21 protein-coding genes are annotated in these 26661 nt (G+C 62.8%); 9 read left to right on the top strand and 12 right to left on the bottom strand.

Annotation, left to right across the window (positions count from 1 at the left end; translation table 11 throughout):
• The first annotated feature begins 88 nt into the window (after positions 1 to 88).
• The 5 genes from EOB59_RS19085 to EOB59_RS19105 all read left to right on the top strand — a co-directional run bounded on the left by EOB59_RS19085 (position 89) and on the right by EOB59_RS19105 (position 6764).
• Positions 89 to 1084, top strand: a complete 996-nt coding sequence (locus EOB59_RS19085) for an ATP-binding protein (RefSeq protein ID WP_245486672.1) — start codon at positions 89 to 91, stop codon at positions 1082 to 1084.
• Between the two features lie 577 nt (positions 1085 to 1661).
• Positions 1662 to 2828, top strand: a complete 1167-nt coding sequence (locus EOB59_RS19090) for an acyltransferase (protein ID WP_128288999.1) — start codon at positions 1662 to 1664, stop codon at positions 2826 to 2828.
• Positions 2825 to 3931: a glycosyltransferase family A protein gene (locus tag EOB59_RS19095; protein ID WP_128289000.1), complete on the top strand. Its 1107-nt coding sequence runs from the start codon at positions 2825 to 2827 to the stop codon at positions 3929 to 3931. The genes EOB59_RS19090 and EOB59_RS19095 overlap by 4 nt, the downstream gene beginning before the upstream one ends.
• 4 nt (positions 3932 to 3935) lie before the next feature.
• Entirely contained in the window at positions 3936 to 4970 is a 1035-nt protein-coding gene (locus tag EOB59_RS19100; protein WP_128289001.1) for a glycosyltransferase, read from the top strand.
• Positions 4971 to 4979: 9 nt separating this feature from the next.
• Complete coding sequence (locus EOB59_RS19105) at positions 4980 to 6764, top strand: ABC transporter ATP-binding protein (protein ID WP_128289002.1); 1785 nt, start codon at positions 4980 to 4982, stop codon at positions 6762 to 6764.
• 288 nt (positions 6765 to 7052) lie between these two features.
• Here the strand turns inward: EOB59_RS19105 and EOB59_RS19110 are convergent, their stop codons facing one another.
• The 10 genes from EOB59_RS19110 to EOB59_RS19160 all read right to left on the bottom strand — a co-directional run bounded on the left by EOB59_RS19110 (position 7053) and on the right by EOB59_RS19160 (position 18234).
• Positions 7053 to 8519 (bottom strand): hypothetical protein, encoded by a 1467-nt coding sequence (locus tag EOB59_RS19110; protein ID WP_128289003.1) that lies wholly within the window; start codon positions 8517 to 8519, stop codon positions 7053 to 7055.
• Between the two features lie 316 nt (positions 8520 to 8835).
• Positions 8836 to 11040 carry a diguanylate cyclase gene (locus EOB59_RS19115; protein ID WP_128289004.1) on the bottom strand — a complete coding sequence of 735 codons (2205 nt, stop codon included), beginning with the start codon at positions 11038 to 11040 and terminating at the stop codon, positions 8836 to 8838.
• A gap of 178 nt (positions 11041 to 11218) precedes the next feature.
• Complete coding sequence (gene minE, locus EOB59_RS19120) at positions 11219 to 11491, bottom strand: cell division topological specificity factor MinE (protein ID WP_024501686.1); 273 nt, start codon at positions 11489 to 11491, stop codon at positions 11219 to 11221.
• A complete protein-coding gene (minD, locus tag EOB59_RS19125; protein ID WP_013530671.1) occupies positions 11488 to 12303 on the bottom strand; it encodes a septum site-determining protein MinD in 816 nt (271 codons plus the stop codon). Before minD ends, minE begins: the two co-directional genes overlap by 4 nt.
• A gap of 72 nt (positions 12304 to 12375) precedes the next feature.
• Complete coding sequence (gene minC, locus EOB59_RS19130) at positions 12376 to 13182, bottom strand: septum site-determining protein MinC (protein ID WP_128289005.1); 807 nt, start codon at positions 13180 to 13182, stop codon at positions 12376 to 12378.
• 174 nt (positions 13183 to 13356) lie between these two features.
• The gene (locus EOB59_RS19135) at positions 13357 to 14091 is read right to left on the bottom strand and encodes a hypothetical protein (RefSeq protein WP_128289006.1); all 735 of its coding nucleotides are present in this window, start codon (positions 14089 to 14091) and stop codon (positions 13357 to 13359) included.
• Between the two features lie 254 nt (positions 14092 to 14345).
• The gene (locus tag EOB59_RS19145; protein ID WP_164895689.1) at positions 14346 to 14978 is read right to left on the bottom strand and encodes a HEPN domain-containing protein; all 633 of its coding nucleotides are present in this window, start codon (positions 14976 to 14978) and stop codon (positions 14346 to 14348) included.
• 77 nt (positions 14979 to 15055) lie between these two features.
• Complete coding sequence (locus tag EOB59_RS19150; protein WP_128289008.1) at positions 15056 to 15463, bottom strand: hypothetical protein; 408 nt, start codon at positions 15461 to 15463, stop codon at positions 15056 to 15058.
• Positions 15464 to 15473: 10 nt separating this feature from the next.
• Positions 15474 to 16142, bottom strand: coding sequence for a hypothetical protein (locus EOB59_RS19155; RefSeq protein WP_128289009.1), 669 nt, complete (start codon positions 16140 to 16142; stop codon positions 15474 to 15476).
• A gap of 1 nt (position 16143) precedes the next feature.
• The gene (locus EOB59_RS19160) at positions 16144 to 18234 is read right to left on the bottom strand and encodes an ATP-binding protein (RefSeq protein WP_128289010.1); all 2091 of its coding nucleotides are present in this window, start codon (positions 18232 to 18234) and stop codon (positions 16144 to 16146) included.
• A 318-nt stretch (positions 18235 to 18552) separates the two neighbouring features.
• Between EOB59_RS19160 and EOB59_RS19165 the strand changes: the two genes are divergently transcribed.
• Positions 18553 to 19506, top strand: a complete 954-nt coding sequence (locus tag EOB59_RS19165) for an EamA family transporter (RefSeq protein WP_128289011.1) — start codon at positions 18553 to 18555, stop codon at positions 19504 to 19506.
• Positions 19507 to 19909: 403 nt separating this feature from the next.
• Here EOB59_RS19165 and EOB59_RS19170 read toward each other — a convergent pair whose 3' ends face one another.
• Complete coding sequence (locus tag EOB59_RS19170; protein WP_128289012.1) at positions 19910 to 20257, bottom strand: DUF2934 domain-containing protein; 348 nt, start codon at positions 20255 to 20257, stop codon at positions 19910 to 19912.
• Positions 20258 to 20356: 99 nt separating this feature from the next.
• On the bottom strand, positions 20357 to 20962 hold the full coding sequence (locus tag EOB59_RS19175) for a BA14K family protein (protein WP_128289013.1): 606 nt from the start codon (positions 20960 to 20962) through the stop codon (positions 20357 to 20359).
• A gap of 261 nt (positions 20963 to 21223) precedes the next feature.
• On the opposite strand from EOB59_RS19175, the gene EOB59_RS19180 reads away from it, so the two are divergent.
• The 3 genes from EOB59_RS19180 to EOB59_RS19190 are packed head-to-tail and all read left to right on the top strand — an operon-like array spanning position 21224 to position 26537.
• Entirely contained in the window at positions 21224 to 25348 is a 4125-nt protein-coding gene (locus EOB59_RS19180) for a Pls/PosA family non-ribosomal peptide synthetase (protein WP_128289014.1), read from the top strand.
• A gap of 14 nt (positions 25349 to 25362) precedes the next feature.
• Positions 25363 to 25830, top strand: coding sequence for a GNAT family N-acetyltransferase (locus EOB59_RS19185; RefSeq protein ID WP_245481699.1), 468 nt, complete (start codon positions 25363 to 25365; stop codon positions 25828 to 25830).
• On the top strand, positions 25827 to 26537 hold the full coding sequence (locus EOB59_RS19190; RefSeq protein ID WP_245486673.1) for a 4'-phosphopantetheinyl transferase superfamily protein: 711 nt from the start codon (positions 25827 to 25829) through the stop codon (positions 26535 to 26537). Before EOB59_RS19185 ends, EOB59_RS19190 begins: the two co-directional genes overlap by 4 nt.
• Positions 26538 to 26661 lie beyond the last annotated feature (124 nt).

Here is a 26661-nt window from a genome sequence, read left to right on the forward strand (position 1 = left end):
GATTTTGCCGGGGCCGGTCCCCGACGTCCTGCGGGTGCAATTCGCCGACCATCCGGCGGGCGGCAAGATGGCTCGTGCGGAAACGGCGATGCTCAACGACATCCTGCACCGCCGTGGCCTCGACTTCCCGGCGGTCGTCAACGAGAAGTCGGACGAACCCGGCCAGATCGCATCGATGCACCTGCCTGACAGCCGCTGGGCGATCATGGAGGTGCCGCACCTCAAGCCGCCGCGTCGCGAATGGCTGGTTCTGGCCGGCTGGATCTCGCTGATCGTCGCCGGCGCCACGGCGGTGTCGGTCTATTTCACCTCGGTGCTGATCCGCCCGCTCGAGATGCTGGAGGCCGCCGTCTCCAAGATCGGATCGGACGGCGTGCTGGCGGCGGTGCCGGAAGTGGGCTCGGCCGAGGTCAAGGCCACCGCGCATGCGCTGAATCAACTCTCGTCGCGGCTGCGGACCGCGATGGAAAGCCGCATGCGGCTGGTCGCCGCCGCCGGCCATGATCTGCGAACGCCGATGACGCGCATGCGGCTGCGCGCCGAATTCCTCGACGACGAACGTGACAAATGGCTTCACGACCTCGACGAACTCGACCGCATCGCCGACAGCGCCATCCGCCTGGTGCGCGAAGAGGTGAACCAGGACGCCGTCGAAGCGGTCGACCTGGCAAAGACGGTGCGCGATATCGAAGCCGAGATGGCATCGCTCGGCCATGCCGTCTCGATCGGGCACCTGGACAAGGTTTGCGTGCGGGCCGGCGCGCTTGGCCTGCGCCGCGCCTTGCGCAACCTGATCGTCAACGCCGCCACCCATGGCAAGGCGTGCCGCATCGACCTGGCCGCAGCCGACAATCGCGCCGTGCTGACCATATCTGACCATGGCCCGGGCATACCCACGGAACTCCTGAACAAGGCGTTCGAGCCCTTCTTCCGCGTCAACCCCGGCCGCCTGCAATCCGTCCCCGGAGCCGGTCTTGGCCTCGCCATCGCCAAGGAGATCGTCGAGCGCTACGGGGGCACGATAACGCTGGAAAACCGCCCGGGCGGCGGGCTGGAACAGACGGTGGTGTTCGACGCGGTGTAACGGTTAGCGGTCAGCCGAGTAATCGGCGTTGACGAAAAAACAGAGACGATGCTGCACCGCGCAAAGCCAATGTTCCAAATCATATCTCCACGGAGCCAGGACCGAACCCATATAGCCAAAATATAGATCGCAAAATTTCTTGTGATCCAACAAAGAACTAGGCTCTCAAGCCAGGAGCTCCTCAATCAACCGAGGCGGGAACATCGGCACAACTTAAACCACAGCGTTTAAATTCTGAGGAAACTCGCCAGAAATGGCGAGAACCGGCCGGTTTTGTCAATTTTTAGCACTTGCTCACATAAGTATTTCAGCCGGGTAGATATTTTGTGTTGCGCTGCACAATGCCGTAGCCGAACGATGTCCTGGGGGGACTCGTTTGCGACTGGACATACGCCGTGGAGGATTCCGCCAGGTTGACCAGCTTGAGTTGTCCGTCCGTCGATTTCGAGCCCGGCCCGGCCGTCCTCGCAATGCGCGGATTTGCGGGTGCCTTGGCGGGTCTCGTCCGCCTTAGCCTGCCGCTCGAAACGGCCGGCTGGCGGCTTCATCGCGGATATCACGCCGGCGGAAGCCGCTGATGGGAAGCGCCCGTGACATCCAACTTGATGCGTTGAGAGCCATCGCCGTAACAATGGTGTTGTATTCCCATTTCTTCGCGGAAGAACCTTCGTTCTGGGGCCATATCGGTGTGCGGCTGTTCTTCGTGCTGAGCGGCTTCCTGATTACGCGCCTGCTCCTGGAGGCGCGCTCGGCCACCGAATTCGAAACCGGCCCGGCGCTGCGCTCCTTCTACATCCGGCGGATGTTGCGGATATTCCCGCCCTATTTTGCCGTCCTGGGTTTCGTCTGGCTGGTCGACCTGGATCAGTCCAGGGGGTCGCTGGTCTGGCATGCGCTTTATCTGTCGAACTTCTGGTATGCGCAGCACAATAACTGGAATCCTTGGGTACTGGGCCATTTCTGGAGCCTGAGCATCGAGGAGCAGTTCTATCTTGCCTGGCCGCTGGTCGTCCTGCTGGCCCCACGCCGCCGCTTCGAGGCCATCTGCATCGCTGTCATCGCGCTGTCGCTGGCCTATCGATTCTATTGGCCGATCACCGCCACGCCGGCGCTGGCGCGCGACCTGCTGCCGCCGGCATCCATGGATGCGCTGGCGACGGGCGCGCTGCTTGCCTGCTGGCATTTTAGGGGCGCCGGCCTGCCGCACTGGATGCGGCTGGGCTGGCCTGCCTTCGCGGCCGCATTCCTTGTCATCGAGTGGTTAGTCCCGGAGCCCGCCGATCCGACACTGGAATGGGCCCGCTGGCTGCTGCGGGAAGTCCTGCCCCTGGTGCCGCTGATGGTCATCGTAGCAGCCTGTTCGCGCGGCCTTGGCGGCATCCTGGGCAGGCTTGCCGAACTGCCGCCGCTGCTTGGCCTCGGCCGCATCAGCTACGGCGTCTATCTCTATCATCCGATATTGCTGTCGCTCGCCGTCAAGGCGCAGCCCTGGATTCCGCTCAACGTCTCGGCGCAAGGGCCAGGGCGATTCCTGGTTGCGGGCGCCGCCACGATTGTCGCGGCCTGGATTTCCTGGGTGGTTTTCGAGAGGCCGCTCAACAGCCTGAAGCGCTACTTCCCCTATGTCGCGCGCACCCGCCCCGCACAGGTCGGCCATGGCGGGTGGCTCGCGACGGCGGCCGGCGGATCGCCCGATGGCCGCACACCGGCGCTCGAACTCCAGCGCACGGATGCAAGACGATGACCGCCGCGCCGCTCGTCTCCGTCCTGTTGCCGGTCTACAATGCCGGCCCCTATCTCGCCGCCGCGCTGGGAAGCATCCTGCGGCAGGATCACAGTCGCCTGGAGATCATCGCGATCGATGACGGCTCGACCGACAATTCGCTCGAGATACTGGAGCGATGCCAAAAGGCCGACAGCCGCATCTCGATCGTCTCGCGCGAAAACCGCGGCCTCGTCGCGACGCTCAACGAAGGGCTGGCGCTCGCCCGGGGCGAACTGGTCGCGCGGATGGACGCCGACGACGTCGCCTATCCCTGGCGTTTGTCGCGCCAGGTGGCGCTGTTTGAGCGGCGGCCCGAACTGGGCTTCTGCGGCGCCGGCGTCGACATGTTGATCCGCGGCCGCATCGCCAGGGGTAAGCCCGATCCGGTGTTCCAGTTCGGCCGCATCCCTGTATTGGCGATGTTCTTCACGATCTTTATGCACCCGACGGTCGTCTACAACAGGAAGGTCGTCGACGACAGCGTTCTCCACTACGACCCGATCTACAGGCACGCCGAGGACTTCGATCTTTTCAGGCGGCTGGCCGGCCGTTACCCGGCAGCCATGATGCCCGAAAACCTGGTCGTCTACCGCGTCCATGAGGCAAGCGTGACCAGCCGGCACGTCAAGGAGATGCGCAGGACGCATTTGCGGATCGTCGCCGAGAACCTCGAGCGCGAGGGCCTGGCGCAGGCCACGCGGGACCTGCGAGACATCGGCGATGCGGTCAGCCACGACACGGTCGCCCGTGCGGCCAGCTTCATCGTCGCGCTGGAGGAGGAAATCCGCTCGCTGCCGGCGGCGACGCGGCCGAGCTTCGAGGCTGGCGCGCTGAACCTGTTCTATTTCCTCTACCAGCTCGTCGCCGACAAAAAGCAGCCTGCGCTGACGCATGAATTGCTGACGCGGACCGCGAAATGGAACGCCATCCGGCGCCGCGAGCAATATGCGCTGCGGCCCGGCGCCTGGGCGCCCTGGCTCAGCCTCGCCTCGCTGTCGGCCGCCAGACAAGCCGATGCCATGGCATACTTCTTCAAATCCGCGCCCGCCGCGGCGGTTCTGGCGTCTCATCGGTTGAGTTAAAGGCATGATCGTCAAAGCCCACCAAGCTCTGCAGCGCGATCGTTCGACGGCGCTTGACCCTGCCCCGACCGGTCGCGGCCGTGACCGATCGGCGCCGGAGGTCAGCTTCATCATCTGCACGCGCAACCGCGTCGCGGTGCTCGATGCCTGCATCAAGTCGGTGCAAGCCGCCTGCCGCGCACATGCCGGCTTCGCCGCCGAACTCGTGGTCGTCGACAACGGTTCGATGGACCGCACGGCCGAACGCCTGGCCAGCATCGCCGCTGCGTCGGACATTCCGTTCACGCCCGTTTGCGAGCCGCGCCCCGGGCTGGCGGCTGCCCGCAACGCCGGGCTGAGGCGCGCGCGCGGCCGTGTGCTGGTCTTCGTCGACGATGACTGCGCGGTCCATCGCGACTATCTGCGCGATCTGGAGCGACACTATGCGTCCGGGGAACAATGGCTCATCCGGGGCGGACGTGTCGAGCTTGGCGATGCCAGGGATTTGCCGTTCACCATCAAGCGGTCGTGGGCGCGCGAGCGGCTGACGCCGGATGTTCATCCCGGCGGTTTCGTGCTGGGCTGCAACATGACGATGCACCGCGATGTCGCGGCCCGCATCGGCTATTTCGACGAACGCTTCGGCGCCGGCGGACCATTGCGGTCGGCAGAGGATACCGATTACCTCGTGCGCGCGATGCTGCTCGGCATCGCGGTCGAGTATGTGCCTGATATGACGATATTCCATCATCATGGCCGGCGGGATCGCAAAGCCATCGAAAAGCTGCATCGCGACTACAGCCTGGGCAATGGCGGGCTCTGCCTGAAGCATGTTCGCCACGCGCCCTGGCTGCTTCGCCATTTCTACTGGGCCGCAAGAGGGGCTATCAGGGAATTGGCGGGTGGACCCGCCTTCGATCGTGAACTCAACCTGCCGCACTGGCCGATCGTCGCCATGAATTTGCTCGGCGCGGCCAGGTTCGCGGTTCTCCTGCTGGCCAGGCGGCCGCGGACCGAACCGGTGCGGCAAGATCAGCAAGCCAATGCCCAGGCGAGGTGAAACGCTATAATGCCGATGCTGCCGCCAAGCCTGCCGATGCTGTTCCGGGCATTCGGAAAGCGGCAACTGCGCCTGCTTCCGGCGGTGGTGGTACTCGGCCTGGTCAGCGCCGTCCTCGAAGGGTTCGGCATCGGCCTGATCATCCCGTTGCTGGGCATCATCATGGGACATGGGGATGCGGCCGGCATGGGCGGCTTCTCCGCTGTCCTCCAGCATGTCGGATCGGGCCTGAGCGAGCGCGACCGGCTTGTGGTCATTTCGGTCGCCATCCTCGGCTCGATCGTCCTGAAGAACGTCTTCGCCTTCGCCAACACGCTGCTGACGACCTTCATCTCCGGCAAGGCAAGCCATTCCATCCGCAGCGCCCTGTCGGAGCAGCTGTTGCGGGTCGGCTACCCGTTCTTCCTGCGGCAAAGCCCCGGACGCCTGCTCAACATCATCTCCAACGAATCCTGGCGGGCCTCCGATGCGATCCAGATCATGCTGTCGGCCATCGTCAGCGCATCGGCCGCCATCATCCTCCTGGCTTTCCTGTTGCTGCTTTCGTGGCGCATGACGCTTCTGGTCACGCTCGGACTGGCGCTCGTCCAGATCGCGCACGCCATCCTCTCTGCCAATCTGAAGGAGCCCAGCCGCAGCGTCGCTTCGCGCAACGGCCACCTCGCCTCGCAGATGCTTCACCTTGTGCATGCCGGACGGCTGATCCGCATCTTCGGACAGGAGGACCGGGAAAAGGCGATATTCGACACGGCGTCGGATGCGGTTCGCCGCGCTTCCTTCGCGCTGCTCGTGCGCCAGGGAGCGCTGCCGCCGCTGACAGAGGTTCTCCACGCCATGCTGTTCCTGGCGGTGGTGATCGGCGCCTGGCTGGCGCAGGTGAGTTTCCCGCTGATCATCGCCTTCGTCATCCTGCTCTACAGGTTGCAGCCGCATATGCGGGCCCTGCAGGGGTCGTGGAGCCAGCTGCAGGGCCTGAGCGGATCGCTTGAAGAGGTGACATGGCTGCTGGATCCCGCCGGCAAGCCGCAACCGCCGCAAGGCGACGGGCCGTTCCACGGCCTGCGCCAGGGCATCAAGTTCGACGATGTGACGTTCACCTATTCCGGCACGGACCGGCGCGAGGTCGTGCTGCATGCGGCGACATTCGAAATCCGCGGTGGCCGCTCGACTGCGCTGATCGGCCGCTCGGGCGCCGGCAAGACGACGATCGTCAATCTCCTGTGCCGCTTCGTCGAACCGGACACCGGCAGCATCCTCGTCGATGGATCGCCGCTCGACCGGATCGACGCCAGCCAGTGGCGCCGCCACATCGCCCTGGCCAGCCAGGAGCTGGAGCTGGTCGATGGCAGCATTTTTGACAACATAACCTATGGCCAGGATGCCGCGACTGCCGGCGATGCCGAGGCCGCCGCAAGACTGGCAGAAGCGCACGAGTTCATCGAAAGGCTGCCTCAGGGCTACGAGACCCTGGTTGGCTACAGGGGCATCAACCTGTCGGCGGGACAGAGGCAGCGGATCGCCTTGGCGAGAGCCTTGGTCCGCGATCCCGATCTCCTCATCCTGGACGAAGCCACCAATGCGGTGGACGGGCTGTCGGAAGCGGCCATCGTCGAGACCCTGAAGTCGAGAGCCGGCCGCCGCACGACCATCGTCATCAGCCACCACCACAGCACCATCTCGTTCTGCGACGACGTGGTCATCCTGAGCGGCGGCCGCGTGAAAAAGCAGGCCCCTTTCGGCGCCCTGGCCTCGCTCAGCATGGACGAGCTTTATCAGCACGAGCCGCTCGACTGAGAAGGCACCGGGCCGGCCCGCGATCGTTTCCCGGGCGTGTTTGCAGCCTCCGGCCGGCGGGTCGTCGAAAAGGTTCGAATCAGCAGCCCGGGAATTGCCGCTGACACCTTCCGTGATCGCACCAATGCCGTGCGGAACCGAGGCGCGCTACCTTGTCTGTGCGGCGGACCTGTCGATCCGCCTGGCCGGTGCCCCATTGGGCTTACTCTCCGGGTGAGGTGCCGGCCTCCCATGCACAAAACAAGGACCTGAAGCCGGTCGCCTGAAGCCCTTCAGGCGCGACACGCTTTACGAAGCGGCGCCGACATTCCTGCGCATGCGCCGCCTGCCCGTCGTCCGTGCTTTCTTCGCCATCGCCCCGGCTATCTCGACCACGCCATTCTCGGGCGGCCTGCCATTGGTGGCCTTGTGGAGCCGCTCATAGGGCAGCAGTTCCTTGATCCGGGCATTGAGCGAGGCGATTTCTGCCTTGAGGTCCTCGCACTCCTGCCTCTGCACGTCGAACTGTATCTGTTCGGACGCCTGTTGCAGCGTCAGTTGAGAAAGGTTGGCGTTCACCTTGGAAAGACTCATCTTGTCGCCTTCGCTCTCCTGGCTCAGCGCGGACAATCTTTCATCGGCGATCTTCTTTTCGGCCAGGGCGTCGTTCAGTTCGCTCTTGAGCCTGGCGATCTCGCCTGCGGCTTCGCTGTTTTCGGTCGACACTTGCTCCAGCCGCGATTGCAGGTTCTGGATCTCCGAGCTCAACCCGCGCATTTCCGCCTGGCCGCGAGCCAGCTCGGCTTCCTTGTCGCCTTCCATCATGCGGGCCGCTTCGCTCGTTTCCGACAGCTTCGCCTGTGCGGCCTCGAGCGACTTCTGGAGCCGCATCTCCTCTTTCTCGCTCTTGCCGAGCGCGGCCAGAAGCTCCGCCAGCCGCGCTGCTTCGCTGGCATGGATCGTCGACAGCTCGTCGAGCCTGTGGCGCGCCTGCGATTCCCGCTTCAGCGCCTTGTCGAGTTCGATCGAGAGGTTGACGTGCTTTTCGCGCAGCATCTTGCTTTCGCGCAAGCGCCTGTTGGCCTCGACCGTCCTGGCGGTCAGCCGCTTGGCGATGTCGCCGAACTCCGCTTCGCGTTTGGCGCTCGCATTGGCTGTCTCCACGAGTTCCAGCCTCACCGCGGCCAGTGCCGCACGAAGCGTCTCCCGGTCCTGGACCAGGCTTGTCTCGCGCTGCTGCAGCGCTTCGAAAGCGCCTTCACGCTCGCGCAATTTTCTCGTCGCATCGTGCAGCTTCTCCGACAGCGCCCTCTGTTCGGCGGCCAGGGCCGCATTGGCAACCTCCAGCTCGTTGGCGCGCAGGATGTCGCTGTGGAGGATGTTGAGGAATTCGCGCGTCAGATGGTGCGAGGTGCCGATCTCCGACAGCTTGTCGTTGATCTCCTCCAGATAGTCCCTGGCGTCATGGAAGAGACCCTCGAAGGCGCTCAATGCAGCCAGCCGGGTCTGTGTATGGGCGGTCAGCCGTGGCGCGGTTTCGGAACTGTCCGCATCGCCCGCGGCGTCGGCCTTCCCGGCATTGTCGTCATTTGCCGCGTCGGCCTGGGGTGGCCCGCCATCGGCTGCCGCCTGGGCATCCGGCACATCGTCGCTCTCTGGCGGCACCAGGTCGTCGGCATCGAGACTTGCATCCAGCGCGTCCGCCAGATCGATCTGCAGGTCCTGGATCGCTTTATCCACGTCTTCAGCACGCTTGATCAGGCCTCTGAAGTTCATCACCAAACTCCCCTTACGCATACCTCTCTTCGCACTTAACGAATTGCTAATATATCCTTACATCCGCTGCTTGCGCAGGGGAAGCCCCGTCGGCACAAAGGTAAATTTGGGACATTTGGGGGCCCGAACAACCAATGCCGCAGCCGGGAAGAGCCGGATTCCTCTGACGGTGTGGAGGTCTGAAGGACGGCAAGACCGTGGCCGCTCAGAAGAGCCCGCGCGAGACCTCGAGGGCAGCGGAGAAACTCGCCTGATCTCTTGGCAGGCGCAAGATCACTATCGCAGGGCCGGGCCGAGTGCTCTAACCCAAACGGTCTCAGCTGCTTTTCGGGGCTGGTACCAACTGGATCGGAGGTCGCTCGCCGGACGCGTTGCCCAGCGCGATGGCGACCCGGTCGCGCCCATTACCCTTGGCTTCGTAGAGCGCGTGATCCGCGGCATTGGTCAATTCGGCCCAGCCCACGCCATGCTCGGGGTAGGCGGCGACCCCGAACGAGGCTGTAACGGTGCCCAGCGTTCGGCCGCGATGCGTCAAATGAAGCTTCCTGATTGCCTGGCGCAGCGCTTCCGCCCGCTCGGCACCTTCCTGGACCGAGCTTCCCGGCATGACCAGGGCAAACTCCTCGCCGCCGTAGCGCGACACGACATCGCTATCCCTGGCGTGCTCGATCAAGGTGGCGGCGACCTGCTTCAGGACGAGATCGCCGGCTTCGTGGCCGAACGTATCGTTGAACTGCTTGAAATGGTCGACATCGAGCATGATGACCACCAGCGGCTGGCCCGAGCGTTCCATCCGGCGCAGTTCGCGGCTGCTCGTCTCCTCGAGATATCGCCGGTTGAACAGACTGGTGTTCGGATCGCGGATCGACTGCTGCCGCAGCGTCTCGCGCAGGCGCAGATTGGCCAGGGCGAGCGCCAGCGTGTCGACGACACCACGCAGAATCTGCTGTCTTTCAGCCAGCCATTGCGGCTTCTCGGCCGCATTCGGTTCGCACAGATGAAGGATGCCCAGCGTTTCGCCTTGCGCCGCCAGAGGCATGCAGACATAGCCCTTCTTGCCGTTCTCGGTGATATGCGCGCAGCGCGGCGTGAGCATGCCGGGGCCGGCGACATGTTCCTGGCCGCGCCTGAGCGCCCAGCAGTCTTCCGGCGCGAATTGCGTGGCGCTCGAGCGGACGTCGCCCCAATGGGCCATTTCTTCCACCAGGTTGCGCGACGCGCTGGTCAGGTGGACGGTTCCGCTCAAGCCACCGAGAAACTCGGCCATGGCGGTGCCGACCACCGAGAATGCTTCCGGGAAGGTGACGCAGGCCTGCAGCAGTTCGCCAAGCTTCACCAGACGGGTCGTGGTTTCGGACTTTTCGTGCAGTTCACGGTTGAGGAGTGCCAGCTGATCGGCACGCTCGTTGACCACTCCTTCCGCGCGGCGCAGCTCGCTGATGTCGTTGAGCGTAAGGACGAGACCGCCTTCGGATCGGCTGAGCGGACCGCAACTGGCGATGACCGGCAGGTGCGAGCCGTCGGATCTGGCCAGGCGCACTTCGCCCTGCTGCTGGCGGCCCGTGGCTAGCGCCATTTCGATGGGAGAAGCGCCGGCGGCGAACGCGCCGCCTCTGGGGTCGCGAATGGTCAGCACCGAATCCCACTGCTGCCCGACGATCTTGTCGGTGCGCCGCCCGATCATCATTGCCGCCGCCGGATTGGCGCTGGCGATGCGGCCGTCGCCGTCCAGAACCGCGATGCCTTCGGCAGCCGTCTCGACGATGTCCTCGACATGCGCACGCGCCGATGCAAGCTGGTCCGCCATCGTGTTGAAGCCATCGGCCAGCTGCCCGAATTCATCGTTGCGGGCGTGGCTGATGCGCGTCATGGCATTGCCTTTCGCCAGCGCTTCCATGCCGCGCATCATGTCCCCGAGGCCAGAGCTAAAACGGCGGAGCAGCTGCCATGCAAAGCCGACCGCGACCAGCACGGCCGCCGCCGCGCTGAGGCCAACCAGCCAGAGCAGGCTGTTGGTGCTTTGTTCGGCCGCCTGCAGAACAGGGTCATATTCCAGCAGCACGGCGCCGATGATCGCACCCTCGGGATTTTCGATCGGAACGGCCAGCATGGCGTTCACTTCCTCCGGGTCGACAAATCTGCGCGGAATGCCGTCCGCCAGGGTCTGGCCGATTTCGTTGCCGGGGTCGTGACCGAATTTATCGCCGACCTGGTGCTCTTCGTCGGCGGCATGGGCGAGGATGGTCTTGCTGCTGTCAAGGACCAGGAAATCCCTGTGCAGGCGGCGGTGCTGGTGCAACAAGAATTGCTTGAGCACCTCGGGCCGCTCGAGCAGCGAAAGCGTCCCATCGGTTGATTTGAAGACGATGGTGTCGGCCAATTCCCGCGCGACATTGGTCGCTTCGGTCAACCCCAACGATTTGGTCGCCACTTTCTGCGTAAAGATCGCGACGCCGCCGACCAGCGCGATCAGGGCCGCGGCGGCCACCATGGAGAGAATGATCTGGCTCTTGATGCGCATGTCATGGCTCCGCCGAGAACGACAGCATTGCGCATGTCACATCGAGCCAGCATCTCATTCCCGGCTTTTATTACCAAATGCTTATCAACGTCCTAACGACGCCAGCCGCGGCTCCTCGCACGACGCACGGTTCCTCACCCCCCATGAAATGAGGGCGAGGAACCCAAGTCTTGCTAAGTCACCCCGCCATCGCCAGCGGCACGGCGCTCTTGTTGGGGATCTGGATGTCGATTTCCAGCGTCGACATGGTCTCGCCGCGGTCCATCGAGACCTGCAGATAGTCCTGGTCGATCTGCACATGCTTGGCGATGACGGCCATGATCTCCTCGCGCAGGATGGAGACGAGGTCTGGCTGGCTGCGGTTGCGGCGCTCATAGGCGAGCAGCACTTGCAGCCGCTCGCGCGCCACCGGGGCGCTGGAGCGCCGCTTGAAGATGTCGAGCAGGTTCATGCCGCCCTCCTTCCCAAAAGACGATCGAGAAAGCCCTTGCGTTCGAAGGGCACGATGACGGGCAATTCCTCGCCCTCCAGCCGCCTGGCGGCGTCGATATAGGCCTTGGCAGCGGAATTGAGCGGTTCCGACAGCGTCACCGGCGAACCGAGGTTGGAGGCGCGAAGCACATCCTGGCTTTCCGGAATGATGCCGAGCAGCGGCACCGACAGGATTTCCAGCACGTCGTCGATCGACAGCATTTCGCCGCGCGACGCACGCGCCGCGTCGTAGCGGGTGACCAGCACATGCTTGGCGATCTGCTCGCCCTGCTCGGCCCGCAAGGTGCGCGCGTCGAGCAGGCCGATGATGCGATCGGAATCGCGCACCGACGACACTTCCGGATTGGTGACGATGACCGCCTCGTCGGCAAAGCGCATGGCGAGTTGCGCGCCGCGCTCGATGCCGGCCGGGCTGTCGCAGAACACGTAGTCGAACACCGAGCGCAGCTTGTCGATGACTTCGCCGACGCCCTCCTCGGTCAGCGCATCCTTGTCGCGCGTCTGCGAGGCCGGCAGCAGGAACAGCGTCTCGACCCGCTTGTCGCGGATCAGCGCCTGCGAGAGTTTGGCCTGGCCCTGGATGACGTTGACGAGGTCGAACACCACGCGCCGCTCGGCGCCCATGATCAGGTCGAGGTTGCGCAGGCCGACGTCAAAGTCGACCAAGGCCACCTTCTTGCCGGTCTTGGCCACGGCCGCCCCGAGGGCCGCCGTCGAGGTCGTCTTGCCGACGCCCCCCTTGCCCGAGGTGACCACCACTACCTTGCCCATTGAAAAGCCTCCGTTGTTGTTCATTTGTTTTTGGTCGGGCGGCCCTCGGCCGCCCCAATATCGAAACGAATGTCAGCTCAGCGTCGAAACCCGCAAAGCGTCGCCGTCGAGAAACGCCTGCACCGGCTTACCGCGCGAAACACCTTCCATCTCCTCGGCCGTCACGTACCAGCCGTCGACCGCCAGCAACTCCGCCTCGTTCTTGCGGCAGAAGATGCGCGCGCCCCTGTTGCCCAGCGCACCCGCCGAAGCCCGCCCGCGCAGCGTGCCGTAGACATGGATCGAGCCCGCCGCGATGATCTCCGAGCCGGACGCGACCGAACCGAGCACGATGACATCGCCATGCGGATGCACGATCGCCTGGCCGGAGCGGATCGGCGCCTTGATCATCAGCGTGCCCGAAGCTTCAACCTGCGGCTCGCTATCGCCCGCCTTGCTTGCGTCAACCTTGCCGGCCTTGTCTCTGTCCGGGCCGGCTTCGGGCGCCCTGCCCTCGGCCTTGCCCTCAGATGTGCCGGAAACATCTTCCCGCGCCTCGCGGGGCAGCAACCCATCCGTCGTCGCCTCCTTGGCACCGACCAAAACCGGCGGCAGGTTGGGCGCGAGTGCGGTGTGGCCGTCGAGCTCGATGGCATAGACACGAATGCCGCGATGGCCAAGCACGTCGACCAGCGATTCGATCGCCGCGACATCGGGCTTCAAGGTGTTGAGATCAAGCACCACCGGCCGCCCGGCAAAATAGCCCGGCGAGTTGCCGATCCAGTGATCCAGCCCCTCCAGCCACACGTCCAAAGGCGCCTCCGGCGTCAGCGTGAAAGCGACGAAAGAGCGGGCGCGAAAGCGAATGGATTTGGCCTCGAGGGGGGCGGCAAAGGTCACGGCTGGCGAATCCTTACTGAGAGGTAAACGCTAGCGAGGGAATGGTTAACGAATGGTTAATGAGGGGGGGTGAGGCGGCATTGGAATGGCAGTTCCTGATAGGACTTGCCGGGAGCTCGAAGTCTGCCAGGCGCCAAGCAGGAGTGATTCCTGCCGACAAACAAACGTTGGCACTCAGTCGCGCGTGGTGTCCGCATGCAGACGGCTGTATGCCTCCACTAGGCCCGGTGCTGCGGATTGAAGCATGCGGAGCACCGATGCCTGACGTTTGGTCGGGGTGGTTTGAGTCTCGATCTCCACAATTCGAGCCTTTAGGCCATAGTGCTCCAATAGAAAATCGAGGTCTTCGTTCGACAAGAAATTCGCTGCCTTGTCCACTTCTCGAGCCGTCCTGATAGACATCGCGATCAAACTTGAGATGTCCTTCAGAGTTGGTTGGCCGATCTCGAAGTCATTCAGCAGTCGATCGACCGAGAGGCCTGCGAAGCTTTGTTCGATCTCTCCGGATGCTGCCCGCAGCCTTTCTATCTGCTGACGGGTCAGCGACGCCCGGGAACGCGGATGAACCACGCGATTTCGCCAATGAATAAGCAACGTGGCACCAGCGACCAAGTAATTCTCTGAACCGAGTGCCTCAGCGGCCACGTCGCCGAGCTTTTCAGCACGTGACGTGTTGCTATTCCAGGCGCTACGAACAGGCTTGAAGCGGGGTAATTGCGCCATCGACAACACAAATTCAAAAAGGGCTTCGGCAACACGAACGAGAACCGCCTCGAGCACAAACCTCCTCGATTTGCGAGCGGCTGCCACGCGGTCCCGCGGGCTCCAGGAAATGTTTAGAGTTTCCGGCTTCGCGTGCCCCTTTTCGACAGCGTCAAGGCCGACAACAGCCGTATTCAGATTTGCCACTGCCTCACCAGCAGCGACAAGGAGGTCTCTGAGCGGCTGGATTGGGCTAGCGCCCGAGTTGGCGGCGACGTCGGGACTCGAACCCGCACTACCTGCTTTCAAAGCGTACTCCTCTAATCGGCAGGTGTGCTACCATTACACTACGGCACCATATGCGTTTCTAACGGCCGCCAGTCTGATTGTCACGAGACATCAGTGCGCCAAGTACGGTCATCCGCGCTATCCCAACTGCTGGGCGGTTCCAGCGTAGCTGTCTACCATGGCGCCATCAGCCCATGGTGTTGGACTAAATGAGCGGAAAAAGCCCGGTCCGTCTTGTCGACCAGGAAGGCGAAGTGCTTTCGGCATTCCTTGAGCAAACCAAGCGTCAGCCGTGCTTGGCCATTGTTCCCCTGTAACCAGTATATTCCGGCTGGGAGTCCGAATCCATGCGCGACCGAATGTCGGACCGTCACCCAAATGTTAGTTCGAGAGCGGACTTCGGTCTCAGACCATTGACGAGGCCCTTGCCGCCACTCCCAAAAGGGCCAAGGGTTAAAGCCCAGCGCGTTTCGAAAGATATCCCGTACATTGACGTCGTTCGGCGTATTGAACTTCTTAATCTCGATCTGCACTTCGGCCCGGCGCATCAAAAATGTGTGCGTGGCCCATCTAGGTGCCGCAGCAGCTGGGTCCTGCAGGTCGTTGGCAATCGAATCCAGCGCCTCGGCCAAAACTTTCTCGACGTACGCCTGCCAAGCGGCGACCGTCATCACAACTCCAGCCCTGTGCAGTGCGTCCTGCTCGTGACGTCTGCCCCTGCCTTCCTGAAGTTTCCCGTGAATCTCGATCAGTTGATCGACAGACCCCAATAGTTGCCTGAACTGTGCGAAAGATCTCGACGGCATTTCTCCCCCTATGTAATTCTCATTGGTGAGATGGGCCTCGCGGCACAGTAGACAAGCCGATCTTTTATCAGATCGGGCTACTTCGCGGCGCGGTCAAAACGCGAAAGAAAAAATCGTGCCGTTAGGAGCACGATGTGTAGCCGGAAGGTGCTGTCCTCTTCATCGGACAGACCCGGATGTGATCCTTGGGGATGCAGGCGCAACATCAGGCCATTGATAAAGCCCTTGCCGTTGTCTTCCCATTCATTCAGCGCGCGGTCAAAAATCGGCGGCGACACATTCGCCAGATGAGTGCGGCGTGGATGCCCGGATTTCTTGCTGGCGGCGGTACTATCAAGCTTCACCGCGAGATCATCGAAAAGGCTCTCAATGAAAGACCGGATCTGGCTGTTTGCGGCAGCCCAATTGCCGGCTGCATGGTTTTTGAACGCCTGATCAAGATGCCCCTTAGCCGTGGCAAGACCATGTCGATCAAGCAGCCGCACTAGCTCCGCTTCAAGCTTTCGGCAGTCCAACATCCGCAGGCAACTCACGCCACAGTTCTCCCTCGGCGAAGACGAAGCCATCCTGGTTCAGCGCCCGCCGAAGTCGATCATACTCAGGGCGCGAGAACGGTGGTGGTGACCAAGGGTCTTCGGGCTCGGTTGGTGGCAAGAACCGGTTCGCGCGTTCGACGAGCACATTTTCTAGTATGCCCTCATCGACTTGCTTCAGCGGATTGCGATCGATATACCGCTTCAGCTCGACCATGCGGCTCTTTACGCTCCCGCCATCCCGAAGTTCCTCATACACTTCCGGCCCGAAGTCGGTGAACAGTGAACTAATTGCTGCGTGCGTGAGCTCGATTTCCAAAACGTCGATCGCCGCGATGATTGTCCGGCGGGAAAATAAAGAGCGGCTCGCCTCCGGCATCGGGCCGAAGTAACGCTCGACCAACGAGTTCGCATTCACCTCAAGGAACCGACGCGCCTGCTGATCACTTAGCGGGACGAAACTGGTGACGACGCCGTCATGACTGGCCGCCATTTCAAAGAAGACGCCGGACGGAGTGCGATAGAGGCGCCACCAAGCATCGGACATTTCATGGTTGTGACTACCAGTGGCAATCTCGTCCGCTGTCTCCGTGTCATAGGTGACCCCTCCAATAACCTTCTTCATATCCATCTCACCGCTCGATCGCAGCTCGCTCTTCACCCGCGTCCATGAGGTTGAGCCGTTCGAAAAAGACCCGGTTCCGGCGCTTCGCATCAGTCAGCAGCCTTCCGTAGTCGATCACCTCGAAATAGATGCCGTGATTTGAATGATAGCCGTAGAATGACAACCCGTCTGGCGTCCCCTTTGCATCGCGATCCACCAGGGTTTGCCGCATCCTCGGCGTAATGTCACAAATCACATAGGCGAACGCTGGAATTTTCTCATTGGCAACAGCAATGGGCCGGCCACGCTCGGTCTTGAATTGGCCGCTGCGGATGGTCTGAATCTGTTCCAGTACCTGCTTCAGTGGGTTATCTGCTTCGGTGTAGTCGTCCCGCTGCGGGCGCTTGAACTCGATAACGGTGATGCTGCTGATTGGTGCGCCTTCGCCGGCGCCTTCGGCGAAGGCGATCTTGCGATCGAAAATGAATAGGTCTGGACGCTTCTTGGAGTCAGAAGTGAAATCCTCGTGTGAATTCAAAGGCTTGTCAGAAGCGATGAATGAGTGGTAGTTGAGCCGTTCATCGATAATCCAAAGATTCTGTTGGGAGTACAGGGTATCTTGATCAGTGGAACGCATCGGAAATAGAATATTGTGAACCGCCTCCTCGAGCGGATAGCGATCGGTCTTTTTGTCTGAAGAGAGGGCTTTCTCAAAAAGTTCAATAACGATCTTCCGGTGCATCACATATTGCGCCAGAGCTGATAGGCCAAGTTCGTTGGACTTCTCCATGAATTCGGCAAGACGTTGCCGATACTGTTCATAGTCGTCCTGCTTCGCGGCCTCGGTGAGGAAGCGCGATCCTTCGCGCTTAAGCGTTACTTCCCGCTGGTGCAACTCTCTATGTAGCGCGAGCTCAATGTCGATCTTCGAGGCGTTCGGCGAGATCGATCCCACGAAGCCGTCTATGTAACGCAGCATCGGCTTATACTGTGGCGCCTCGGTGCGAACATAGGCAATGATGCGATCGGTTTTCGCCTTGTTTAGATTGTCGATCAGGTCCGCGAGATCCCTCTCAATATATTCGATGCATTTCGCGCGAATATCGGATCGGCGTAGATCGTCATCTATCGTCAGCTCCGTTTGTGCCTCGTCGACGTCTTCCCTCATTTCGAAATCTGTGCGGAAGTTGTTCACCTTTTCGTTGAGGTAATCGCCCTGAACGACCGCAAGATAGACAAAGGAGTTCCCTTGGGCGTCATGGAGGCGGCCAGACAAGTTGGGAATGTGCTGATCTAGCATTTCAGTGACCACACCGCGCGAGTTCGCCGCATAGATGAGCCGGTGTTTGGATGCCCGGGGTGATGTCAACCGGAACCCGTTGATGTAGAACTGCCTGCCGGATACTTCAAAGTTTTTGCTCGTGGAATCGCTACGGAAATGCTCGCGGAAGACGCCGTTCAGCGATAGCCGTTGTCCTTGGTCGTGAATCTCCACTTCGGGACAATCCGGCTGCATCAGTACGAGGATGAAGTGCTCTGCAAGCCGCTGCGCCAGTTGCTCTACACTGGAAGGACATTCTTGGCTGTACGGCTCCCGAAATCCGGAAAGTTTAACTGAAGTACCTACGCTTCCACGCTCAATCTTGCGGGCACTGGCATTGTCGGGATTGTAGTCAAATCCGAAGCGAAAGTCCCTCTCCCATAGACTTGGCTCCTCCGCCCCATCCTGTGCCCTGAATACGCTATGTATGGTCACCTCATCGAAGGCCTTAAGCCACATGAAGCGCCCAAGCCCCTTTCCCCCGCGGTCGAACTTGTGCTCTGAGTAGGCGGTATTGAAAGAGTCAAAATTGTTGTCGGTGAAACCGATCCCTGTATCGGTAATCTCGAAGCTAACAATTGGCGGATCGTCCAACTCAAGGAGGTCCTGCTGACGCTCCACCGAGATGATGATCTTGTGCTTTCGCTCTCCTTCGAATTCTTGGATTGCCTGGAAGGAGTTCATCACGGCTTCGAACAGGGGCAGTAGCGCCTTCCACTTTGGCAGGTGCGTTTGTCGAATCTGACCCCGGAGATTGGTGCGCAACATGCCAGGGGAGAGAGACATTGTTTTGTTCATTTTTACCCGCCAACCGCAACGAAGCAGCTACATAGCAGATGGATGTTCCCTTGGCATTACGGAAGGCAAGGAGACGGGAAGGCTGCAAGAGCGCTTGTGGTGGAGGGGACGCCGACAGCGGACGTTGAACTTCCAATGTCCGATGTCGTGAGTTGACCCGTTCCGGTCGCATCCCTCACGGGAAAGAACCTCCTCGCTCCATCGAAGACATAGGACGGCCGAGCGCCGATCCCTTCTCACCCTTTCAAAACGGATGCACGACCCAACGACACAGGGTATGTTATCCCCGTCTGGCCGAGGTCCTCGAAGGGGCATGACATGCAGGCAATGCCGATAGCGCATCAGGCCGCGCAACCCGTGGCCGACCCCTCCCTGGCCGGCTATCCGGCCGCTATCCTGTGCTGGCTGCTTTCGGCTGGTGTCTATATCGCGGCCAAATGGGTGGCGCCTGAAATGCCGCCCTGGGGCCTCTGCTTCTGGCGGCTGACGCTTGCTTGCACCATCCTGCTGCCGATTGTGCACCGTCATCACGAGGCGATGATCGGGCTTTTGCGAACGCGCGCCGTGGAGGTCGTCGCCGTGGGGGCGATCGGCCTCACGCTGTGCCAGGGCATGATCTACCATGGCCTCAACCACACCGACGCCACCACGGCCGGCATCATCATGGCGCTGTCGCCTGTCATGACGATGGTGCTCGCCCGTTTCGTGCTTGGCGAGCCGCTCGGGCTGTGGAAGTCGCTTGGCGCGCTGGTTGCGCTTGCCGGGATGATTTTCATCGTCGCCCACGGCAACCTGACGGCGCTGCTGCAACTCAAGCTCAACGCCGGCGAGCTGTGGATCGTCGGCAGCGCGTTCTGCTGGGGCCTCTACACCGTGCTTTTGCGCCGTGCCAAATTCGGCATCGAACTTCTGCCGATGGTCGTGCTGCTGCTCGGCGCCGGTGCGCTGGTCGCCTTGCCTTTCCATTTGTGGGAATTGTTCAACGACGAACGCTCCGCCATGAACATCGACAGCGTTCTCGCGCTCGCCTATCTGGCAGGCCCCGGCGGCGCCCTGATGTACTATCTCTACAACAAAAGCGTGCAAACGCTTGGCGCGAGCCGGGCAAGCATGCTGCTCTACCTGCAGACGGTGTTCGTGGCCATGCTCGCCTATCTGCTGCTCGGCGAGGGCTTGCACGATTACGATCTGGTCGGTGCGGCCTTCATCGTCGCCGGCATCGTGCTTGCCACAATGGTCAAGCCCAGGCCGGCTCAACCCCGCGTGGCGTAGAAGTCTGGCGAGTGACGGCTGTGCGGCGGGTCAACAAAAAACCCGCATGGGCGGCGGGTCACTGGCGCAAATCAGCACCATAGGCAAAAATGTAGCATAGCTGCTCTCACCGGTCAAGAAAAAATTCCTATCGACACCGACACAAACTGCCTGCCCGGACACCTGCATTCCCGACCAAAGGCCGGCGGCGCAACTGCCGTGGAGGCCGACATTTCAACGAAAGTAAATTCAGATCCAACTTGACGGAACATTAGCCATAGCTAATTGTTGATCTGTGCGGCAGGTGGTGCCCTCCATCGCCTGCCGAAGATCGGCCGTCCGATCGGCCCGCGTCCTCCGCCAGAGGCGCGGGCTTTCGGGGCCGCCGCGCAATCCAGCCGGTATTCCGTTCTTCAGCTTCCGATCATTTCGCCAGTCCCTCATCGGGGTTTCGCCGCCTTTTGGCCTTGAGGCTGCGAGCGGCCTGCTCGATTGCCGCGCGGTCGTTGCCCAGGCGGTCGAGCAGTTCCTGCGCCTCGTCGCCCGATATGCCGGTGCGCACCGCCAGCGCCTCGACCTCCAGCACGTCGGTGCTGGCGATCTCGCCGGTTTCGGGCAGTGCGTCATCCGCCGTCAGCGGCAGGGCTGCCTCGCGGTCGATCTCGGCCTCGGCTTGGTGCCAATGCCGCTCAGGGTCGCCTTGCATGCGGCCTTCCCGTTCCCAGATGTGGTAGGCGCGCTCACGAATTCTGTCGTCCCGGTCGTCGCTCATGGTCAGTCCTCCTTGGGGTCAGGGTTGAACGCCGCGCCAATGCGGACGCTCCGGGAAAATCCGCGCGATCGGATCGCCATGCCGGGCGGCGCGCGGGCTCTACTGGCATTGCCGTCTCGGGCCGCCGGAATAGGGCTGGTAGGAATTGTCTTCCGGGCGATAGGAGCGGTAGCGGCTGAAGCAGTAATCGACATGGTCGGCCGAAAGTGCTTCGCCGCCATCGCCGGCAACGTAGACGCCCAGGCCGGCGCCGTTTTCGTCGCCATCGCCGGCAACCGGCGGGACAGGCTGACCGGCTTGGAGATAGGGCGAGACGCAGCGACGCAGCTGCCCGCTGTAGGAGAGGTAGCTGTTGTCGTCCGGATGGTAGGAGCGATAGCGGCTGGCGCACCAGGCGAGATGCGGAGGCGGCAGGTCGGCTGCCTTGGGCGCGATGGCGCCGGTGACGGTGGGGTCGGGCGGTGTTTCCTGCGGTTTGGCGGGGATGTCGGGCGGCGCGGACTGTTTGGCCGGCAGGCGTTCCAGGCCCTGCCCGGCCTTGTTCACCGGCCGCGCCTTTTTGGTCCACAGCTCCGCCACGCTGACGGTGGCCGTTGCCTGCCGCGGCGGCTTTGCGGCAAGCAGCCAGGCCGCAAAACCCAGTCCGCTGCCGAAGACCGCAAGGGTCAGCACGAAGCCGCAGACCAGTCCCAAAACCGCTTTCACGACACGCTCCTTAAGTCCCTGCTCATAGAATGCGGGGCCTCAAGGCTGGTTCCAGAAAAACGCCGGGGCGCACGCGCCGGCGCTGCCGCCTGGCGGGCCCGGCAAGAGCCGCCAAGGGAGGCTCAAAGGAGCGCCCAGACACAGTTCAGAAACAATATTCAACAGTTCGGAAAAACTGCCGAAAAGATCGGATGGCATAAGCATCCCACAACAACTGGAAAAATGGCCGTGCCGGGCGATGCCCGGCCTGGACGGGAAAGCATGGAAATGGATCACGGTGTCGATATCGCCGAACTGGACGCGGAACGATCGGGGCTGGAAAGCGGCCCGGCAGATGTCGATGCGCCGGTAAAAACGGCCCCCGCGACAGCCAGGCGCGGGCAGATTCTGACGGGCGCCGACTTTGCCCGGCAAGGCCTGCCCGGCGAGCGGCTCGACACCGTCTTCGAACAGCTCGCCGACATGTTTGCAGCGCTGCCGGCGGTGATCTCGGACGGGCATGTCTGGACCTATCGGGAACTGGACAGCCGTGCCAACCAGTTCGCCCGCCTGCTGGTCAAGCGCGGCGTGCGGCCGGGCGACCGCGTCGGCCTCATTCTCGACCGCTCGGCGGAGACCTATGTCGCGCTGCTCGCCGTGATGAAGGCGGGCGCTGCCTTCGTGCCGCTGGCCACCGCCTTCCCCGAGGAGCGGATGGCGCTCATCATCGAAGACGCCGGCGTCAGCCTGATCGTCACCATCGCCGCCTATGCGTCGCGCGCCGGTCAACTGCCCGTCCCGCATCTGCTGATCGACAGCACTGCCGCCGAAATCTCCAGACAGTCCGACGCGCCGCTGAAGCCGCATGCGAAGGCCGCTTCTTCGGACGACACCTGCTACATCCTCTACACCTCGGGCACCACGGGCAAGCCCAAGGGCGTGGTCATCAAGCACCAGAGTTTCGTCAACTTCATCCGCGTCGCCGCCGCCTCCTACGGCTACCGGCCGGGCGACCGCGTCTACCAGGGCATGACCATCGCCTTCGACTTTTCCTCCGAGGAGATCTGGGTGCCGTTCGTCGCCGGCGCGACGGTGGTGCCGGCACCGGGCCAGATGCCGCTGGTGGGCGAGGAACTGGCCGATTTCCTGCGCCTCCACGACATCACCTGCATCGCCTGCAGCCCGACGCTGCTGTCGTCGATGACGTCGGATGTGCCCAGCCTGCGCACGCTGCTGGTCGGCGGCGAGGCCTGCCCGCACAATCTGGTGGTGCGCTGGTCGAAGCCGGGGCGGCAGATCCTCAACACCTATGGCCCGACCGAGGCGACCGTCACCGCCACCATGGGCGCGCTGACGCCTGACAGTCCCGTCACCATCGGCGCGCCGCTGCCGACCTATTCGATCGTCATTCTCGACGCATCGCTGCCGCAGCTTGCCGAGCCCGGCGAACTGGGCGAGATCGGCATTGCCGGCATCGGGCTCGCGGTCGGCTATCTCAACAGGCCCGACCTGACCGAACAGAAATTCATCGCCGATTTCGTCGGCCTGCCGAACAACCCGTCGAAGCGCATCTACCGCACCGGCGACCTTGGCCGCATCAACGACCAAAGCGAGATCGAGTATAACGGCCGCATCGACACCCAGGTGAAGATCCGCGGCTACCGCATCGAGCTCGGCGAGATCGAGGCGGTGCTGCTCGACCAGCCCGAAATCGCCCAGGCCGCCGTCACCACCTGGGAGATCGAGCCCGGCCGCGTCGAACTCGTCGCCTATTTCGCAGCGAAGGCCGGCCAGAAGGCGATCTCGCGCGCGGACCTCGCCAGGACGATGAAGCGGCGGCTGCCCGACTACATGGTGCCCTCCTATCTGGAGGAACTGCCTGTTATCCCGATGACGGTCTCCAACAAGGTGGATTTGCGCCAGCTGCCGAAGCCGACAAGCGTGCGGCTTTCGGGCGATCGCGCCATGGTCGCGCCCGGCAATGACGACGAGCGTTTCATGGCCGACGCGCTGGCCGCGGTGCTGAAATTCGAAGAAGTGTCCGTCGAGGACAATTTCTTCGACGATCTCGGCGCCAACTCGCTGCTGATGGCGCATTTCTGCGCGCGCCTGCGCACCAGGAAGGAATGGGCGACGGCGTCGATGCGCGACATCTATCTCCACCCGACCGTGGCGCGGCTGGCGCTGCATCTGGGCGTGGCGGACGAGATGACGACGGCCACCAACGAGCCCGTCCTCACCCGCCGGGCCTCGAATTTCGCCTACTGGACCTGCGGCGCCGCACAGCTGCTGTTTTACGCGCTCTACAGCTATGGCGCCCTGTGGGCGGTCAATGACGGCCTCAACTGGATGTATGACGCGCTCGACGATCCGCTGCAGCTCTACATCAGGTGCGTGGCGCTTTCGGCCGCCGTGTTCTTCGGCATGTCGGGCTTTGCCGTCCTCGCCAAATGGGTGCTGGTCGGCCGCTGGAAGGCGGAGGCGTTTCCCATCTGGGGCGTGCGCTACTTCCGCTTCTGGGTGGTCAAGACATTGATCCGCACCGCGCCCGTCGTGCTGTTCCGCGGCAGCCCGCTCTACAGCATCTACCTGCAGCTTCTCGGCACCAAGCTCGGCAAGAACGCCGTCATCGAATCGAAATCCGTGCCCGTCTGCACGGATCTCATCTCGATCGGCGCCAACACCATCCTGCGCAAGGAATCCATGATTCTCGGCTTCCGGGCGCAGTCCGGCTATATCCACACCGGGCCGCTGACCATCGGCCGCGATGCCTTCGTCGGCGTCGGCTCGACGCTCGACATCGACACCCGGATCGGCGACGGCGCCCAGCTCGGCCATTCGTCCTCACTGCACCGCGGCCAAAGCATCCCCGACGGCGAACGCTGGCATGGCTCGCCGGCCGTGCCGACCACGGCCGACTATTGCAAGGTGCGCAATGTCGATCCGTCCAACATCAGGCGCTTCCTGTTTGAAGCGGTGCAGCTGATCGGGCTGTTTGCCATCGTCACTCCCTTGCCGCTCTTGTTCCACAGCTATTGGGAAAATGTCGGCGACGACTACCAGGAAACGATCGGCGTCGTCGCGATCGGCACCACGGTCACGCTGTTCGGCTACATCGCCGCATCCTTCCTGGCGGCGACGCTGGTGCCGCGCCTGGTCAGCCTGCTGTTGAAGCCCGGCCGCACCTACACGCTGTACGGCTTCCGCTACTGGCTGCAGACCGTCGCTGAATTCTCGAGCAACTCGCGCGTACTCGGCCTGCTGGCCGGCGACAGCTCGGCCATCGTGCACTATATCAGGGCGATCGGCTGGAACCTCAACAAGGTGGTGCAGACCGGCTCCAATTTCGGCTCCAACCAGCAGCACGAAAACCCGCTTCTGTGCGAGATCGGCACCGAGACCATGGTGTCGGACGGGCTGTTCATGATCAACATGCACAAATCCGCCTCCGCCTTCCGGCTCGAGCCGACGAGGATCGGTGAGCGCAACTATCTCGGCAACAACATCTACTATCCGCCGGACGGGCGCACCGGCGACAACGTCCTGCTCGGCACTAAGGTGATGATCCCCATTGACGGGCCGCTGCGCGAGAATGTCGGGCTTCTGGGTTCCCCTGCCTTTGAAATCCCGCGCATGGTGAACCGCGACAAGGAACTCATCGCGGGCGTCGACGAAGACGACCGGCGCCGGCGCATCCCGCACAAGAACCGCCACAATCTGGTGACGATCCTGCTCTTCGTGGCAACGCAATGGGTCATGCTGTTCGCCACGCTGGCGATCTGGGACCGGGCGCTGAACTACTACACCGAATGGGCCGAGGTCGCGCTGTTCGTCGCCGTGCTCCTGACCTCGGCGATCACCATTCCGTTCTACATCTTCGTGGAGCGGGCGAGCCTTGGTTTCGGCCGGCTGAAGCCGCAGATGACGACGATCTACGACGTCGCCTTCTGGCGCCACGAGCGCCACTGGAAGCTGGCGGATTCGCCGATCGTGCGGCTGTTCGCCGGCACGCCGTTCCGGCCGATGATCCTGCGCATGCTGGGCGTCAAGGTTGGCAAACGGGTCTATGACGGCGGCAGCAACCTCACCGAACGCTCGCTGGTGGAGATCGGCGACGACGCCACCCTCAACGAGGGCTGCGTCATCCAGGCCCATTCGCTGGAGGAAGGCGCCTTCAAGTCCGACTTCATCCGCATCGGCAAGGGCTGCACGCTCGGACCTTCAGCCTTTGTCCACTACGGCGTCGTGATGGGCGAAGGCTCGGTGGTCGATGTCGACTCCTTCGTCATGAAGGGCGAAGAGCTGGAGCCCAACTCCATATGGCGTGGCAACCCGGCCAAGCTGCACCGCTTCGTCGAGCCGATCACCGACGATGGCTCCAAGGCATCGGCCCGGGCATCGGCTTGAAAAAGGGCATCGGCTTGAACACCGGAGACATCCGTCTCGTTGCCGTGACCGAGGCCAACCGTGCCCTGGTCACGGCCCTGGAACTCGCCCCGAAGCAGAGGGATTTCGTCGCCGGCAATGCGGCGTCGCTGGAAGAAGCCGAAACCGACGCAGACGCGCGGCCACGCGTCGTCATGGCCGGGACCCGTGTCGTCGGTTTCCTCATGTACGAGGCGCCCGAGGATGACGACGAGGCGCGCATCTACCGCTTCATGATCGACCGCGCTTCTCAAGGCAAAGGCTACGGCAAGGCCGCGCTGCGCGAAGTGCTGGGCGAAATCCAGGGGCTCGGCCACATCAGCCACGTTTCGATCTGCTACGAACTGGAGAATGATGCGGCGCGAAACCTCTATCGCAGCGCCGGTTTCGTCGAAGAAGGGCTCGACGAGGACGGAGAGATGATCGCCGATCTCGCTTTGCCGGCACGGACGCACGAGCCGTGACGCGGCTGCCCGAGGAAATCGCCTTGGCCGAAGCGATGACCGCCATCGCACCCAAGAGTATCCGGGTCGGATGCCGGCTTATACGCGATGGCGACGACGGCCATCTGCTGCCCGGGGAAGCGAACTCCATCGCCGCGCGTCAACCGGCCATGCGGCGCGCCAGCGGCGCGGCCCGGTGGATCGCGCACGGACTGCTGGCGGAGCTTGGCGCCGGCGACGTCGCCATCCTGCGCGCGCCAACGGGCGCGCCGGTCTGGCCCGACGGGATAACCGGTTCACTCGCTCACGACGACGACATGGCCGTGGCGGCGATTGCACCGATTGGCGATATCGCCTCGCTCGGCATCGACGTCGAGCCCGCGCAGCCTCTCCCGGATGATATTTTGGCGCTCGTGACAACGCCCGCGGACCGCACGGACGCAGCCGACCGGCATCTTGCCGGCCGCATTCTCTTTGCCGCCAAGGAAGCCGTCTACAAGGCCGTCTATCCGCTCGATCGCGAGGTGCTTGGTTATGAGGACATCACCGTCGACCTGAACGCAGGCCAGGCGACGACGAAGACAGGCCGCAAGGCCAGCCTCGCCTACTGCGTTGCCCCGCGCGTGGTGGTGCTGGCGTTTGTCGATGGAGATGGGGTTTGGGGTCTGCGCGATTATTCTGCTGCGCTACGGCGTCATGAGTTCCTAGCCGAACGCGGCAATCGTTGACGTTGGCGCTGCCCCTCACTGTCCTGCCGGACATCTCTCCCCGTATAGTGACGGGGAGAGAGGGGCCGGTGTCCGAACCGGATAGATAGGTAACAGAATGGACTGATTAGATGGGTGACAGTTT

This window comes from Mesorhizobium sp. M7A.F.Ca.MR.176.00.0.0, assembly GCF_004023165.1.
Classification (GTDB): Bacteria; Pseudomonadota; Alphaproteobacteria; order Rhizobiales; family Rhizobiaceae; genus Mesorhizobium.